This is a genomic window from Undibacterium sp. 14-3-2 (assembly GCF_016595265.1).
GTDB classification, from domain to species: domain Bacteria; phylum Pseudomonadota; class Gammaproteobacteria; order Burkholderiales; family Burkholderiaceae_D; genus Undibacterium; species Undibacterium aquatile.
In genome coordinates, this window is sequence record NZ_JAENGS010000006.1 from 196518 (window position 1) to 210463 (window position 13946).

The 13946-nt window shown below is 52.4% G+C and carries 15 protein-coding genes; all 15 read right to left on the reverse strand.

Annotated elements, in window-relative coordinates; all coding sequences use genetic code 11:
- Positions 1–21: 21 nt before the first annotated feature.
- On the reverse strand, positions 22–1164 hold the full coding sequence (locus Undi14_RS14510) for an NnrS family protein (protein WP_200181107.1): 1143 nt from the start codon (positions 1162–1164) through the stop codon (positions 22–24).
- 311 nt (positions 1165–1475) lie between these two features.
- On the reverse strand, positions 1476–1871 hold the full coding sequence (locus Undi14_RS14515; protein ID WP_200181109.1) for a putative zinc-binding protein: 396 nt from the start codon (positions 1869–1871) through the stop codon (positions 1476–1478).
- Complete coding sequence (locus Undi14_RS14520) at positions 1871–2335, reverse strand: SCP2 domain-containing protein (RefSeq protein WP_234030616.1); 465 nt, start codon at positions 2333–2335, stop codon at positions 1871–1873. Before Undi14_RS14520 ends, Undi14_RS14515 begins: the two co-directional genes overlap by 1 nt.
- Before the next feature lie 29 nt (positions 2336–2364).
- On the reverse strand, positions 2365–3267 hold the full coding sequence (locus tag Undi14_RS14525) for a U32 family peptidase (RefSeq protein WP_200181111.1): 903 nt from the start codon (positions 3265–3267) through the stop codon (positions 2365–2367).
- A 13-nt stretch (positions 3268–3280) separates the two neighbouring features.
- Complete coding sequence (locus Undi14_RS14530; protein ID WP_200181113.1) at positions 3281–4285, reverse strand: peptidase U32 family protein; 1005 nt, start codon at positions 4283–4285, stop codon at positions 3281–3283.
- Between the two features lie 114 nt (positions 4286–4399).
- Positions 4400–5092, reverse strand: coding sequence for a Crp/Fnr family transcriptional regulator (locus Undi14_RS14535; protein WP_200181116.1), 693 nt, complete (start codon positions 5090–5092; stop codon positions 4400–4402).
- Between the two features lie 285 nt (positions 5093–5377).
- A complete protein-coding gene (locus tag Undi14_RS14540; protein ID WP_200181118.1) occupies positions 5378–6025 on the reverse strand; it encodes a response regulator transcription factor in 648 nt (215 codons plus the stop codon).
- Positions 6026–6064: 39 nt separating this feature from the next.
- Positions 6065–8005, reverse strand: a complete 1941-nt coding sequence (locus Undi14_RS14545; protein WP_200181121.1) for a type IV pili methyl-accepting chemotaxis transducer N-terminal domain-containing protein — start codon at positions 8003–8005, stop codon at positions 6065–6067.
- 60 nt (positions 8006–8065) lie between these two features.
- Complete coding sequence (locus tag Undi14_RS14550) at positions 8066–8752, reverse strand: carbonic anhydrase (protein WP_186885726.1); 687 nt, start codon at positions 8750–8752, stop codon at positions 8066–8068.
- 17 nt (positions 8753–8769) lie between these two features.
- On the reverse strand, positions 8770–9786 hold the full coding sequence (gene moaA, locus Undi14_RS14555) for a GTP 3',8-cyclase MoaA (RefSeq protein ID WP_200181123.1): 1017 nt from the start codon (positions 9784–9786) through the stop codon (positions 8770–8772).
- A 57-nt stretch (positions 9787–9843) separates the two neighbouring features.
- Complete coding sequence (locus tag Undi14_RS14560; protein ID WP_200181125.1) at positions 9844–11181, reverse strand: hypothetical protein; 1338 nt, start codon at positions 11179–11181, stop codon at positions 9844–9846.
- A 67-nt stretch (positions 11182–11248) separates the two neighbouring features.
- Positions 11249–11701, reverse strand: coding sequence for a hemerythrin domain-containing protein (locus Undi14_RS14565; protein WP_186885723.1), 453 nt, complete (start codon positions 11699–11701; stop codon positions 11249–11251).
- 86 nt (positions 11702–11787) lie between these two features.
- Positions 11788–12534, reverse strand: a complete 747-nt coding sequence (locus tag Undi14_RS14570; protein WP_200181127.1) for a peptidylprolyl isomerase — start codon at positions 12532–12534, stop codon at positions 11788–11790.
- A 13-nt stretch (positions 12535–12547) separates the two neighbouring features.
- Positions 12548–13231, reverse strand: a complete 684-nt coding sequence (gene narI, locus Undi14_RS14575) for a respiratory nitrate reductase subunit gamma (RefSeq protein WP_190480811.1) — start codon at positions 13229–13231, stop codon at positions 12548–12550.
- Between the two features lie 12 nt (positions 13232–13243).
- Positions 13244–13906, reverse strand: coding sequence for a nitrate reductase molybdenum cofactor assembly chaperone (gene narJ, locus Undi14_RS14580; RefSeq protein WP_190480812.1), 663 nt, complete (start codon positions 13904–13906; stop codon positions 13244–13246).
- Between the last annotated feature and the right edge of the window lie 40 nt (positions 13907–13946).

The following is a 13946-nucleotide window of genomic DNA, read 5'->3' on the forward strand; positions in this document are numbered from 1 at the left end:
GCCTCAATATGAGTATCAGTATCAGCCCGGCTGTCCATCTGCGCGCGCTTTCAGATAGACCGGCAGCATCATGGCGATCCAGATCGTAATCAGTAACAACCAGACCGTGGCCGAGACCGTCAGTAAAGAAGGTATCACCAGCAAGCTGGCAACGATGCGCAGCATGGCAGCCAGATGCAGCCCGAGATACACCATCCACAAGCCGTTCGACACCTGCAATGGTCTGCCGCTGTGACCATAAGAAACACGGCTGACAAAAGCGACCAGCATGGTTCCCATGAACCCCAGCCCGAGTGCGTGTATGGATGCTGAACCAACTGCCACACCGAGCGCGCCCGCCGCCTGCAAGCCAAACACCACCGCCAGCCAGGCAAATGACAAATGCAGCATTGCCAGCATACGGTTTTGCAGGCTACGGAAAATTCCCCAACGCCACGACGTCACGACAAAACTCAGGCTAAGCACGCCTGCGCTGAAGGCCTCCAGATAACGCCAGCCGGTAATCCCTGCCAGTACCAGCAACCAGCATCCGCCCAGCCAGACACCCAGCAACCAGTATGGCCGCCATGCCACATAAGGCTTCAGCACATTGCTGCTGAAAAAGGGCAGCATTCTGTGACTCACCGTCAGAAAAACCGGCAGCAAAAAACCGAAAAAAGAAAATTCGCGGGCAACCTGCCACGCATCGGTGTCGCCTGCGCTCCAGAAAACAGCCGCCAGCAAAGCCGACATGCCGCCCAGCATCGCGATCAGGATAGACACGGGATGCTTTTTATCCAGCGCCTTGCTACGCCGGATCAAATCCCCCCAGCGCCAGGTCACAGCCAGCCATGCCGCCAGCATCAGTACAAACCCCGCAGTACGCAAGGGATACCAGCCTAAGCCCGCTGCAACTAAAACGAGCAGCAAGCCGCAAAAATAGGTGCCACCGTGTAAAAGAAAATAATGATCCGCCGATTCAACCGACAACCAGCGCGGCCCGGCGGTAAAAGTGAAGCCAAGAATAAACAAGGGAAATATACCGAGCGGCATCACCAGTGCGTGCAAAGGAACCGCCATCGTCTGCGACACCACTTGCCGCCACCACCAGACAAACAGAATCAGCGCTGCCAGTGCGCCAAGGAAAAAATACAAACGGTGAGGAGCAATCGCAAGACGTTTCATGAGGGTTCACCATGAGTGAAAAAGACATCAACAATCATCACAGGCAAGTGACGATCCTGCGGATGTAAAACGAAAAATCAGCAATGCAGCCAACTCTGCAACAATAAACTGATCTGAGACAAATAAGCGGGGGAATATACTCCCCCCAGTATGTTTTGAAGCCCTTATTTCATAAAGAGATTAAGGTGTTTTTCTCTAAAATGTGGGGGAGTATGCATATAAACCACTAACTAAACGACTTAATGAGCGACTTAATAAGCGAACTAATAAGCGAACTAATAAGCGACTTACCAGCGATTCATCAACGACGGTTAGCAAGAGGGCTGCGCTATCGCTGGTGTTAGCTGAGCTAATTCCTGTTCCACTATCTGCCACGCCAGCTGCGTTTCATCCTCTGAAGCATCCGCATGAAAACGCTTGCGTACGCCTTCCTGATTCAGGATCAGATGGCGGTCGGCGCACACACCTGCTTGCTGCAAACAGGCCTTCACGCACGCCAGCGCACAACCATCCAACGCCAGCACCGGACGCCCCGATTGTGCGAGCCGCACCAAAGAAGCGACACCGCCACCAACACCGGCGATGCACGACATCTGCGCCCGCCCTTCCCTGTCAAGCCGGACGGCACAGGTGTTTGCGAGCTGCGCCACACTGGAACAGCCGGAACAGGCGTAGACCAAAGGCAGAGGCGCAGGCTCAGCAGACATCAGACGCTTTCCGGCTGTCGTAAAAATCGCTCCGCAAACCGGCTCAGCCACGCTGGGCGCTCGCTGGCATCAATCCAGTATTTCACTGCGACGCCTAATTCCGTATTGCCTTCGATGCGCAGGCGGCGGCGGAAAAACAGGGTATCGGCATCTTCCATGCCGGACGCCATCTGAAAAAAATCTGCCGAACTGGCTGACAGGCTGACGTCCGCTTCGGTTTCTCTGGCGTTTTTATAGACGGGCCGGAATTTCCCCTGATCGCAGTAAAAACACAGCGACAAACCCAAGTCTTCAACGTGAATGCGAAAGGTTTTGCCGTAAAGGGTCTCGGGCGCCACCAGCAATTCCTTGCGGCGCGCAATTTCCAGCGCCAGCATCAGCGGTGCCGTTGCCAGCGGCGTCGGCATCCATTTACCTAATTGCTGAAACGGTGCGGGAAAACGAAATTGTGATAAGTCCATCATGCATACTTTCAGAAATAACGAAGCGCAACTTATTCCACCGTCAGCCATTGCATACCTGGCTTTGCCTGCCAGTAGCCATTGCTGCGTTGGGCATGTGGTGGCAGATACTGACTGCCGACTTGTGCCGCACTGAGAGACTGGCGCGCGCGATCAAACGCCGCGACCACTTCCGCCATGCCTTGCGACTGCGGTTGCAAACGCAAAATATCGACCTGCATGGACGCTAATTCAGGTACCTGTGCGCCCAGATCAAGGCAAGTCGAACTCTGCGTCTGAATACCGTTAATCGTCAGAAAATCCTTACCGTCCCGCGTCGCCAGCGGCAATCCGTCGGGATATTGTTCGCAACGGAATTCGCAACTGTCTTTGCGTAAGCGATGATGGCGCGCGGTGAAACAGCGCGAGGAAAACGCCAGCGCCAACCGCCCCCAGACCTGCACTTCCGTTTCCATGCCAACCGGACGTTGCGCTTGTATCGCTGCCAGATCCTCGTGTCCTAGTTCTATCGGCGGTGTAAAGCGACGGGCACCGAGCCCGGCTAGCCAGCGCAGGGTATCAGCGTGATAAACATTCAGATGCGGCCCGGCGACAAATGGTCTGCCCTGCATTGCACGCACGGCACTGAAATCATTCGCCTCTATCAGCAAGCCCTGCTCCGACGCTTTATCCACCAGCCGGTGCATATTGCGGCGATCCGCTTCGCTATCAATCAAGGTCAGACTGGAGAGCACAACTTCTTTGCCTGTGTTGCGTAATTCTGTAGCGACCGCCAGCCAATCATCGAACTTCATCAAATGCCGGCGTGAGCAAGTGACTTCGCCAAGATACACAATATCGACCGGCCATTGCATCGCATCGACATAAAAACGCAGGGTCTCTTCTTTTGACCAGTAATAGGCAAGCGGTGCCAGTGAGATTTTTAATGCTGTCATGGTATGTTTTGCCTTATTTCCAGGGACGCTCAAACGCACCTTGCGTCACCTGTGCGCCTTCGGCGTGACGCGCCAGCATCGCCTGCCATTCAGGCCGGGCAGAATAACGTTCAGGATCGCGTTGCGCTGCATCGAGTGCTGCGCGCAAAGTACCGACCACTTGCGTCACATAACTAGGGCTGCGTTGACGGCCTTCAATCTTGATCGCGGCCACGCCCATATTGATCAGTTGCGGCAATAAACCTATCGCATTCAGACTGGTCGGTTCTTCCAGCGCATAATCAATTTCACCTTCGACTTCGAATCTGCCTTTACACAAAGTCGGATAACCAGCCGCCTCATCAGGCGCATAGCGATCTATCAGCGTGCCGCTCAGGCGAGCATACATCGTGCGATCTTTCTCTTCCCAACTGACTGCATGGGCAGGCGAACATACACCTTTATTATTCGGCGAGTCGCCAGTCACATAACTGGATAAGAGGCAACGTCCTTCGGCCATGACGCACAGGCTGCCAAAACCAAAGACTTCAATTTCCACCGTGGTCTGCCGAATGATTTTCTCAATCTCGGTCAACGTCAGCACACGCGGCAACACCGCACGCTTGATCGCAAACTGTTCGCGCATGAGTTCAATCGCATCGAGCGTTGTCGCCGAACCTTGCACCGATAAATGTAATCGCAGATCAGGATGACGATCGCGCGCATACGCCATCAGACCGGGGTCCGCCAGAATCACGGCGTCGGCCCCCATCTGCACCGCCGTATCAATCGCGGCGCGCCATTCACCGACCACGCGTGCCTGCGGATACGTATTGATAGCAAATAGAATTTGTCGGCCACGGCTATGGGCATAAGCGACACCCTGTCGGATATCGCTATCGCCGAAATTGAGTCCGCCGAAATTGCGGGCGTTCGTGGCATTGCGTAAGCCGAGATAAACTGCATTTGCCCCTTTGTCTATCGCTGCTTTTAAAGCAACCAGACTACCGGCAGGAGCCACCAGATCGATAGGATTCATGACCCAAGATGGTAATGAAAATTATTTCCAAGGTCATTGTCCTGGGTCAATAAAATTTCAATAGACATCCATCGACGTCAAACCCACGCCGCCAATCACCTTACAGCCTGACGTTCAATGCAGGGTAACAACGCTGTGTTGATAGGTTTTCAGTGCGTCTGGCGAACCGATATGGATGGTCGAGCCGCACACGCGTATCAATTGTTCGTCCATTAGCTGATGCAATACCCGCGATAAAGTTTCTGGCGACAGGTTCAGCAATGACGCCAGCAAATGCTTCTTTAATTCCAGCCGGACTTCGTTGGTGCTTTGCATCGCAGACGTTTGCAACAGATAGTCAATCACGCGTTGAGTCGCATTTTGCAATGAGTAGCGCTCAACATTGCGGATAAAACCAAGCAGACGGTAAGACAGGCCTGCCATCATCTGACGTGAAATCAGGGGTGAGCGATCTAACAGACGCATCAATGCCTGACGTGGGATTTTCAACAGCAAGGTATTTTCCAGTGCTTCCGCATAAAACGGATACGGCTCATCCAGAAACATCATCGCCTCCCCCAGACTCTGACCGGGGCGGATCAATTCCAACACTTTATCGTTGCCTTGCGAAGATGGGATACAGAGTTTCACCAGCCCGTACACGACGATGAAACAAGCATCCGCCTGATCCCCCTTGCGGAACAGCATCGTGTTTTTTTCTAATTCAGTCTTCACCACTTCTCTTTGCAATGTATGCAAATCCACTGCGGAAATATTCCGAAACAGGGCATGATTTTCCAGCAAACCAAGCAAATTAATTTTCGTCATGTTATCTCTCCAGCTCCTTTGACAGAAATCAAGTGTAGAAGCAGAGAAAAATGCTGACTATCCGCCGAGAGAACTAGAGACGAAAAGCAAATGGAGAGAGCACATGGACGAATGACGGAGAAACGCCGTCGGGGCTACCGAATCCGACAATGCCGTTGATGAAACATAGAGGGAGAGTGACAGGAAATACTGGTGGCAATAGTCGTCGTTATTACCACCGGGAACACGACCAAAGGCTGCATAATAATGTGGCAGCGCAACAACTCCGGGGATTTTCAGGCGGCATTACGACTTATCCAGGCCGTGTTCAACGGCATATACGGCGATCTGCACACGGCTGCTGAGGCTGAGTTTTTTCAGAATATTCTGCACATGAATTTTCACAGTGCTTTCTGCCACGTTCAGGTTACGGGCGATTTCTTTGTTACTCTCGCCACGTGCGAGGCAGATCATGGTTTCACGTTCGCGCGGCGTGAGTTTCTCGCGTTCCGGTGTGGTGTTGAGATTATTTCCGGTACGGAATTGCATCACCAGTTTAGCCGTCATGGACTCGGCGATCACCGGTTCACCAGCGGCCGCACGCCGGATTGCCTGCGTCAGATAATCCGCTTCAATATTTTTCAGTAAATAGCCGCGTGCGCCATTTTTCAACGCTTTCGTCAGATCTTCCGCTTCCTCAGACACCGTCAGCATCAGCACAGCGGTATCCGGCAAGTCTTCGACGATCAGTTGCATTGCTTCCAGTCCGGAAAGACCGGCCATATTCAGATCCATCAACACCACGTCTGGCCGCAACTGCTTTGCGCGCTTTACCCCTTCCAGACCATCTGATGCTTCGCCGACGATCTCAAATTCAGGATTGCGCTGCAACAACAAGCGAATTCCACTACGAAAAAGCGTGTGGTCATCCACCAGCAAAATCTTGATAGGCATATTTTTTCAGGCTTTCATATAAAGTGATCAATGCAGGGCTCAGGCAACGAGCCGTTCCTGACGCGGTAATTGCAAGGTAATCGTCGTTCCTGCACCGGGCTGGCTATGAATACCGAAGCTGGCAGATAAACGCTCTGCGCGTTCCTGCATGATACGTAAGCCAACATGGGCATCGCCTTTTTCATGCACACGATCCAGACTAAATCCGGCGCCATCATCGGTGACCGTCAGAGAAAAATCACGCTCGTTCTGCACCACCACTTTCACCGTGCTGGCCTGCGCGTGCTTACGCACATTCGACAGCGCCTCCTGCAAGATAAACAGTACCTGCAATTGCTGCTCGGGTGCCAACGGTGCGCCGCTGCCAGCGAATTGAATCTCGCCATGTACGCCGGTCTGCCGCTGAAACTTGCTAACGACATTGCGCATTTCCGACTCAAGATTGCTGTCTTGCAAGCGAGTACGGAAATTCAGCAACAACTCGCGCACATCTTCGTAACTTTCCTCAACACCGGCGCGTAGCAGCGGCGCGATATCTTTGATTTCTTCCACGTCATTGCGCCGCAACGAGTCTTCCAGCATCTGCACCTGCAGATTTAAAAAGTTCAGCCCTTGCGCAATACTGTCATGCAAACCTTGCGCCAGCAGATTACGCTCCTGCGATACCGCAAATTCTTTTTCTTTGGCAATCAGGCGCTGGTTTTCTATCGCTGATCCGAGGTTCTTACCCAATGTTTCCAGCAAACGGCGCTCTTCACCGGAAATCACCCGCTCGCTCGTAAAGTGCAAAGAGAAGCTGCCGATGACCTGTTCCCGCGCCAGAATCTGAAAGACCGCCAGGGAGAAAAAGCCCTCTTCCTGGCAACGATAACGACGCTGCTGATTCAACTGACGGAAATCCCTGACCAGCACAATGCCGCTGTGAGTAGCCGCACCACATAAACAATCATTGGTTTTGATGCAGTGTTCTTCTTCTATCATCTGTTCCGAAATACCTTCGTGCACAGTGATATGCAAATGGTCGCTCTTATTGTCAAGGATACGCACGGTACCGCCATCGGCGTGAATTCTTTGCATGATCCTTTGCAGGAATCCACGACACAATTCTTCTATGGCATTTGGCCGCGCCAGAAATCCAGCTGTTTCGTACAGCGTGCTAATCTCGTGATTTTGCGCCTGCAATTTCGCCGTCTTTTCAGAAACTCTGTCTTCCAGCGTGCGATGCACTGTTTGCACACGATCAGCCATCTGGTTAAACGCCTGCGCCAGCACGCCAAATTCATCTTCAGTTTCTATCGGCAGGCGCACACTCAGATCATCTTTGGACATACGCGCGATACCCGCCTGCATGCGAGTGACCGGTCCGACTATCCACAGATATAAGAGATAAAGCAAGGCAACGCTGGCCGCCAGCGACATGAAAATCAGGGCAGTCTGACATAAGCGCAACCAGGTTGTTTTTTCTGCCAGCTCAACTTCTACCAGCGACACCAACTGGTTAATGCTTTCCACAAAATCCGGCAGTTTCTGTACATACTCTGCCAGCACAGCCTGTTGTCGTACTGGATCTGTTTCCTGCATGACGTTCTGTGCGCCGACACGGATATGCTGCTGCCAATCTTTCTGCACCTCCCGCATTTGCTTACGGATACTGGCCGTGACCGGCAGGAATAAGGGACGTTTTGCGTCGCCCGCCTGCAAATCAGCAAGCGTACGGTCATATTCGGCCAGCGACTGCGCGACTCTACTTACAGCTTGTGGCTTCCCTATGCTCTGCTCCAGCTCGATCGCCAGACGGTAAGAACGCATGCGCAGGCTGCCAGCCTCATTAATTGCGGCCCCACCGCCTTCCAGCTGCCAGGACAACAACAAGGTATAAGCAATCGCGGCCAGCGTCAGCGCCAGCCCGATCAGTGTCGTCAGTAATATCCGGAATGTCAGGCGTTTGCCTATCGGCAGACTTTGCGATGCATTCATCATTGGTACCTGTGGGTAGAAATATCGTACAAAGCAAGGCCTTTCACACAAAACAAGCCGGCATTATCCGCTGATATTCTGCTGTGTGTCGGGATGAGGGATACCCAACGGGCACACCATAGGTAAAAAAGTATCAGAGCGTGGCGAATAGGCGAGCAAAGCACCATTACTCATATCGAAATACCAGCCATGCAAAGCAATTTCACCACTCGCTTCCCGCTCGGATATCCACGGAAAACTACGTAAATTATTCAACGACATGATAATCGCACCTAATTCACAGGCACGGTTTTGTTCAGACTCGGACGACAAATTTAATTGTTGCAACACCTGTTGTTTCACTGGTTCAACAATTCTCATCCACTGCCCTATGAAATCAATTTTACGGCTAGGCTGATAGCCCTGCATCAGCGCACGGATACCGCCACATTTTTCATGCCCCATAACGATGATACGTTTGACATTCAGTGATTCGACCGCAAATTGTATGGCAGCACTGACGCCATGCTGATGCTCGGATTCGTTGCAAGGCGGCACCAGATTCGCCACATTTCTCACGACAAAAATATCACCGGGATCACAATCCAGCAATAAAGCGGGATCAACTCTGGAATCACAGCAACCGATCAGTAATGTTGTCGGATTCTGACCATGATTCAGTTTTGCATATAAAGGATCGTCGCCGTTAAAGTACTTACTTTGGAATCGCTGAAAGCCTTCAATGAACTGGTGAATATTACGTACTTCCATTCCTTACTCCATCTATCTTAGCCGCCGGTTTGCGACATGAAACGAATGATTTTATGCGGTTGCTCGATAAACTCATGTCGTTCAGGCTTCAATTCTATCGCAGTACGGATCGCCGCATCCAGGTCGCTGTCGCTGATCCCCGCGCGCAGCAAGGGGCGCAGCTCAAATCGCTCTTCCTGTCCAAGGCACATATAAAGCGTGCCATCAACAGATAAACGCACCCGGTTGCACGTAGCGCAAAAATGCTGGCTGATAGGAGAAATGAAGCCGATGGTTCCCTTGCTATCGGCACTGCTCCAGTAACGTGCAGGGCCACCACCCAGCTCGGTTGCCGCCGACAATAAATTAAAGTGCTGAACCAACTGATCCCGTATCGGGCCAATGTCGAGATACTGACTATTGCGCCCGGTCGCGCCCATGGGCATTGCTTCTATCAGCCGAAGAATAAAACCTTCGTCAAAGCAAAACTGTGCCATTCGCAATATTTCATGGTCATTCACACCCTGCATGACGACCATATTGAGTTTAATCGGATCAAATCCCGCCTGCTTTCCGGCCTGCAAACCGGCCATGATGCTGGCAAAGCTGTCACGACCGGTAATTTTTTCCATACAGGCTTTGTCGAGACTGTCCAGACTGACATTAATACGATGCACACCGGCTTCACGCAACGTCTGCGCATGTTTATGCAGTTGTGTCGCATTCGTCGAAAGAGAAATATCGTCAAGACCGGGAATTTCGGATAATTGCGATACCAGTCGCGGCAATCCACGGCGTAACAAAGGTTCGCCACCAGTCAGCCTGACCCGGCCAACCCCCATCCGGGCAAAGGCCGCAACCACACGACTTATTTCATCAAAACGCAGCCAGTTTTCCGGCTCTTCAAATCCGGAAAAGCCTTTGGGCATGCAATAGCTGCAGCGTAGATCGCAACGATCAGTGACCGACAGGCGCAAATAATTGACACGGCGTCCGAAACGATCGGTCAGCGTATTGGCGGCGTTAGCAGGAGTGGCGGGAGCAGGAGTTTCCATGTCTGCATTGTGGATGCAGGCGCCTGCAGGCACAATTCGCCGCCAGACCAGAATACGCTAGTTCTTTTGGGGGATATGCAGAATATTATTGGCTTCCGTGCGCATAAGTACAGAATGCAATTCGCGACGATAGCGAAACAAGGTCATCAGCATCAGCGTGCCCAGCAAACCTTGCGAAGCGGCAAACACAAGACCAGCAAAAGTTGTCAACGCCATCGGTGCCAACGGCAACAGCAATAGCAACAGCAGAGCCAGCAAGACCAGACGTGCTTGCCATAACAAGCGCTGTGGCGGCAATATCAACTGCATGGCGGGCACACGCCGCCCGGCAGGCGTTTGTCGTCGCAGGTGCAGAAAGACCAGAAACGGAATAATTTTCCCCATCATCGCATTCACCGGCAGCACGGCACCACCAACCAGCACCAGCACACCTATCCACCAGGGAAATGCCTGTATAAGCCACACTGGCAAAGCTGCAAGAAGACTGTGAGCAGAGTCGCCAGCGTTGTACAACCCGGTCAGTAAAGCTGCAGTCGCCCAACTGGCGGCTGACACCAGCCATAACTGCCAGGCCGGATCAAATCTTCGCCGCGCCCGCCAGATGGCACGTAATGCGATACTGGCAAAAATCAGCATGAACGCGCAGCCAGCAAGCAATGCCCACTGCCAGAAAAATACCGGCGTCGCCAACACTAAAGGTATCCACAAAGCCGCGGGGACAATCCGTTGCCAGCGCGCAGAAGGACGAGTACTTTGCCAAAACATAGGTACTGTCGTCGAACCAACGCCAAGCACCAGTGTCGCGATCAGACCAACCAGACCCCAAGCCACATGCAAATTCAGCCAATGGAGAACATCAATACTCCACCAGCCCGCGAAATTACCTGCGAGCGCAATTCCGATACCAACCACCATGGCGATGGCGACTCCGGTCCAGCGCAAAGTACGGGTAGTTGCATCCACCACGCTGATACGCCACGCGGTATGCAGCAATGCGCAAACCACCGCGCCATATAAGACAAAGGCACAACCCGCTGCAAACATGAATCCGTAAACATAGCCAGATAAAAATCCGCTGGCCAGACCAGCCGCGATCAAGGCCGAACCTATGGCAACGAAAGAAGAAATATAACGCGCGGCAGCCACGGTTTGCCCGGCCACCACCGGCATCAGTTGAAATAAGGCGCCGATCATGACTGGCATCAGCATTCCCAACACCAGACTATGTGTGACGGCCAGCGTTAGTGGCGCAAACCGATCCGGCAAACCTGAAGCGGAGCCGAATGCCAGCAATAAGCCGGCGACCAAGCCCAGCCAGGGTGCCGGTAACAGACAACCGAAGATCGTCGCTGGCGATGGCGCCAGCTCGTAATTGAGAATATTGACACCTGACAAAACTGATCCTGTCTTTAAAGAGAAACAGCCGTCAGCAAAGAAAGATCAGCCATATATCAGCGACACATCAGCCGCAAGAACATGCGCCGCAACAAGGGCTACCCATACCCAGTTTATCTTCCAGATCCGGAATACTGCCGCCACACATAGGGTACAAAATATTCTCTTCTTTTACATTGTGCTGCTGAATCAGTACATTCAGGGTATCGATTGCTGCCAGCGCGGCTTCGGGTTGATTTGCCGCTATCGCTGCATACGCCTCGTCGCGCAGATTGCGTATCTCGGCATGCTCGCTACGCATGACGCTGGTCGGGCCATTCACCATGCCGGTTGCCTGCTCCAGCGCAGGGAAAAGTTTGTTTTCTTCCAGCGTAAAATGCCCGTCCAGCTGTTCGTTGAACAAACGGAAATTGCGTCCGGCTGAAGCCATATCACCCTTATGCAAAGCGGCCTCGCAGCGGTTCAGTTGATCATCACACTCCTGATGCTGACGCACCAGTTCTTTCATTGCTTTAGACATGTTCTCACCTTAGTTGTAACCTGGAATGTGCAAACACATTCCTTAGTATTTTTTTGCAATCGCGGCCGGCCGCATGCCGGCCTGCTTTACTGCACCAGAGGACTGTCGGCACCTTGCATATCGATACCGGAAATCTGTGCGCGCCCTACCAGTAATTGCAGATACTGGCGCAACGCATGATCATGACTGGCCTGATGCATCGCGTTCGCAATATCTTTTTCTACCTTATCAAACGGCAACATCTGCCCTTCGACCTTACGCCCCACCTGTATGATATGCAGGCCAAAGCGGGTCTCGACCAGCTTAGGAATAATGCGACCTGCTTCGGCCGCAAACAATGCCTGTTCAAACTCCGGCACGGTTGCACCACGGCCGATCTGCCCCAGGCTACCGCCGACTTCGCCTGATGGACAATTGGAATTGGCCTTTGCACATTCGCCAAACTGGGTCGGGTTTTCCAACACATCCTCCAGTACCACTGTGGCGTGCTTGCGCAGAGCATCCAGATCCACACCTGGTGTCACCTGAAACAGGATATGACTGGCTTCTGCCAACTCACCAACCCGGAAGTGATCCGGGTGCGCCTGATACTGGCGCATACACTCATCTCGTCCGGGTGTGGGTACGCTGACTTCCTGTTGCAACAAGGCGTCAATCAGCGCTTCTTCATCTTCATTCTGCAAACCTGACTGCTGCGCCTCTTGCAGCAGGATGCGGCGCAGAACCAGTGCCGTCATCGCACTTTTTACCGGGTCGGCAGCATCCTGATGTTCAGGTAACTCCCGCTCCATATCCGCATCGGTGAACTCATAACCATTGACTACGACAGGCATGTTAATCTCCAAATCAGCGTGGGCGAACCAGCTGCCATGCGCGGCTGATATAGGTCACAGAAGCAAAGCCGCTCCAGACGTGTACCAGACGGGTGAAAGGGAAAATCACAAACAAGCTCAGTCCCATGAACAAATGCAGCTTGAACAGTAATGGCGCGGCAACGATAAATTCAGCAGCATCACCCTTGAAAGTTACGATGTGCTGTGCCCATGTCATCAGCAGCACCATCATGTGGCCGTCGCTGTGATTCGCTGATTCAAAAATCGTCGATAAGCCCAAGCCCAGCGTAATGAAAATCCACAGCAACAATACTTTGTCACCAGTTTTAGTCACAGCAGAAATCCGCGCATCAGAGAAACGGCGATGCAACAAAATCAGCAGGCCGACCATGCATAAGGTACCGAAAATACCACCAGCCACCATCGCAATCATCTGTTTAAAGCTGTGCGTGATTCCCAGCGTGTCCCAGACAATGACCGGTGTCAGCAAGCCGACCAGATGGCCGAAAAACAATCCGAGAATTCCGAGGTGAAACAGAATATTGCCGGTTCTCAGGTTGCCGGTATGCAGCATTTGCGAAGAGTCGCTTTTCCAGGTGTATTGTTCCCGTTCAAAACGTGCCAGACTGCCGAACAGAAAAATAGCCAACGCGATGTAGGGATAAATCCCGTAAATAAATTGATGTAGATAAGTCATGATGGTATCTCCTCATTGACAAGAAGTAGCGCCGTTCGCTTTGGGCTGCTTAGGATAAAAATTGACCGGATGCGTGCCTGACAGATTCGGTTTCAGCAAAGGTTCAACACCATCAGCGCCAGGGCCGAAAGTTTCCATTGCGTCATCCATATCACGTACTGGCGGTTCACCCTGCTCTTGCGGCACGACATCCGTAAACGACGTCAGCATCAAAAATGCATTCGCATAAGGACTTTCACGACGCTGCAGACGAACACCAATGGCCGCAATCACGTGAATTGCTTCACCCAGAAGTTTTTCAGCCTCTTCATCACTGACCAGACTCAAAAATTCCAGGAACAAAGGAACATAATCCGGTAACTCGCTCGCTTCCGGTTCAAATCCATGGCGACGATATTCTTCAATCAGATCCACCATGGCCTGACCACGATCACGGCTCTCGCCGTGAATATGTTCAAACAGGTGCAACGCCACTGAAGGTGTGCGATCAAACGTGCCGACATAGTTTTCCTGCAAGGGAATCAATGCTGTCGTGCTCAGATAATCCAGCAATGGTTCCAGCGATTCCAGGCTGTCCGGTTCATCAGCCAGCGCCTGCCGTATCTCAGGAACCGCCGCCTGCAATTCAGCCTGGGGATAGCTCAGGAGTGCAGATAAAATACGATAAATTTGCATACAATTTCCTTTAGGGCAGATCAGGTGCGTCATGCGCACC

What these genes read in the sequence shown, in the direction of transcription:
- Undi14_RS14510 (WP_200181107.1), bottom strand. Translation starts at nt 1,164, where the DNA reads ATGAAACGTCTTGCGATTGCTCCTCACCGTTTGTATTTTTTCCTTGGC.
- Undi14_RS14515 (WP_200181109.1), bottom strand. Translation starts at nt 1,871, where the DNA reads ATGTCTGCTGAGCCTGCGCCTCTGCCTTTGGTCTACGCCTGTTCCGGC.
- Undi14_RS14520 (WP_234030616.1), bottom strand. Translation starts at nt 2,335, where the DNA reads ATGATGGACTTATCACAATTTCGTTTTCCCGCACCGTTTCAGCAATTA.
- Undi14_RS14525 (WP_200181111.1), bottom strand. Translation starts at nt 3,267, where the DNA reads ATGACAGCATTAAAAATCTCACTGGCACCGCTTGCCTATTACTGGTCA.
- Undi14_RS14530 (WP_200181113.1), bottom strand. Translation starts at nt 4,285, where the DNA reads ATGAATCCTATCGATCTGGTGGCTCCTGCCGGTAGTCTGGTTGCTTTA.
- Undi14_RS14535 (WP_200181116.1), bottom strand. Translation starts at nt 5,092, where the DNA reads ATGACGAAAATTAATTTGCTTGGTTTGCTGGAAAATCATGCCCTGTTT.
- Undi14_RS14540 (WP_200181118.1), bottom strand. Translation starts at nt 6,025, where the DNA reads ATGCCTATCAAGATTTTGCTGGTGGATGACCACACGCTTTTTCGTAGT.
- Undi14_RS14545 (WP_200181121.1), bottom strand. Translation starts at nt 8,005, where the DNA reads ATGATGAATGCATCGCAAAGTCTGCCGATAGGCAAACGCCTGACATTC.
- Undi14_RS14550 (WP_186885726.1), bottom strand. Translation starts at nt 8,752, where the DNA reads ATGGAAGTACGTAATATTCACCAGTTCATTGAAGGCTTTCAGCGATTC.
- moaA (WP_200181123.1), bottom strand. Translation starts at nt 9,786, where the DNA reads ATGGAAACTCCTGCTCCCGCCACTCCTGCTAACGCCGCCAATACGCTG.
- Undi14_RS14565 (WP_186885723.1), bottom strand. Translation starts at nt 11,701, where the DNA reads ATGTCTAAAGCAATGAAAGAACTGGTGCGTCAGCATCAGGAGTGTGAT.
- Undi14_RS14570 (WP_200181127.1), bottom strand. Translation starts at nt 12,534, where the DNA reads ATGCCTGTCGTAGTCAATGGTTATGAGTTCACCGATGCGGATATGGAG.
- narI (WP_190480811.1), bottom strand. Translation starts at nt 13,231, where the DNA reads ATGACTTATCTACATCAATTTATTTACGGGATTTATCCCTACATCGCG.
- narJ (WP_190480812.1), bottom strand. Translation starts at nt 13,906, where the DNA reads ATGCAAATTTATCGTATTTTATCTGCACTCCTGAGCTATCCCCAGGCT.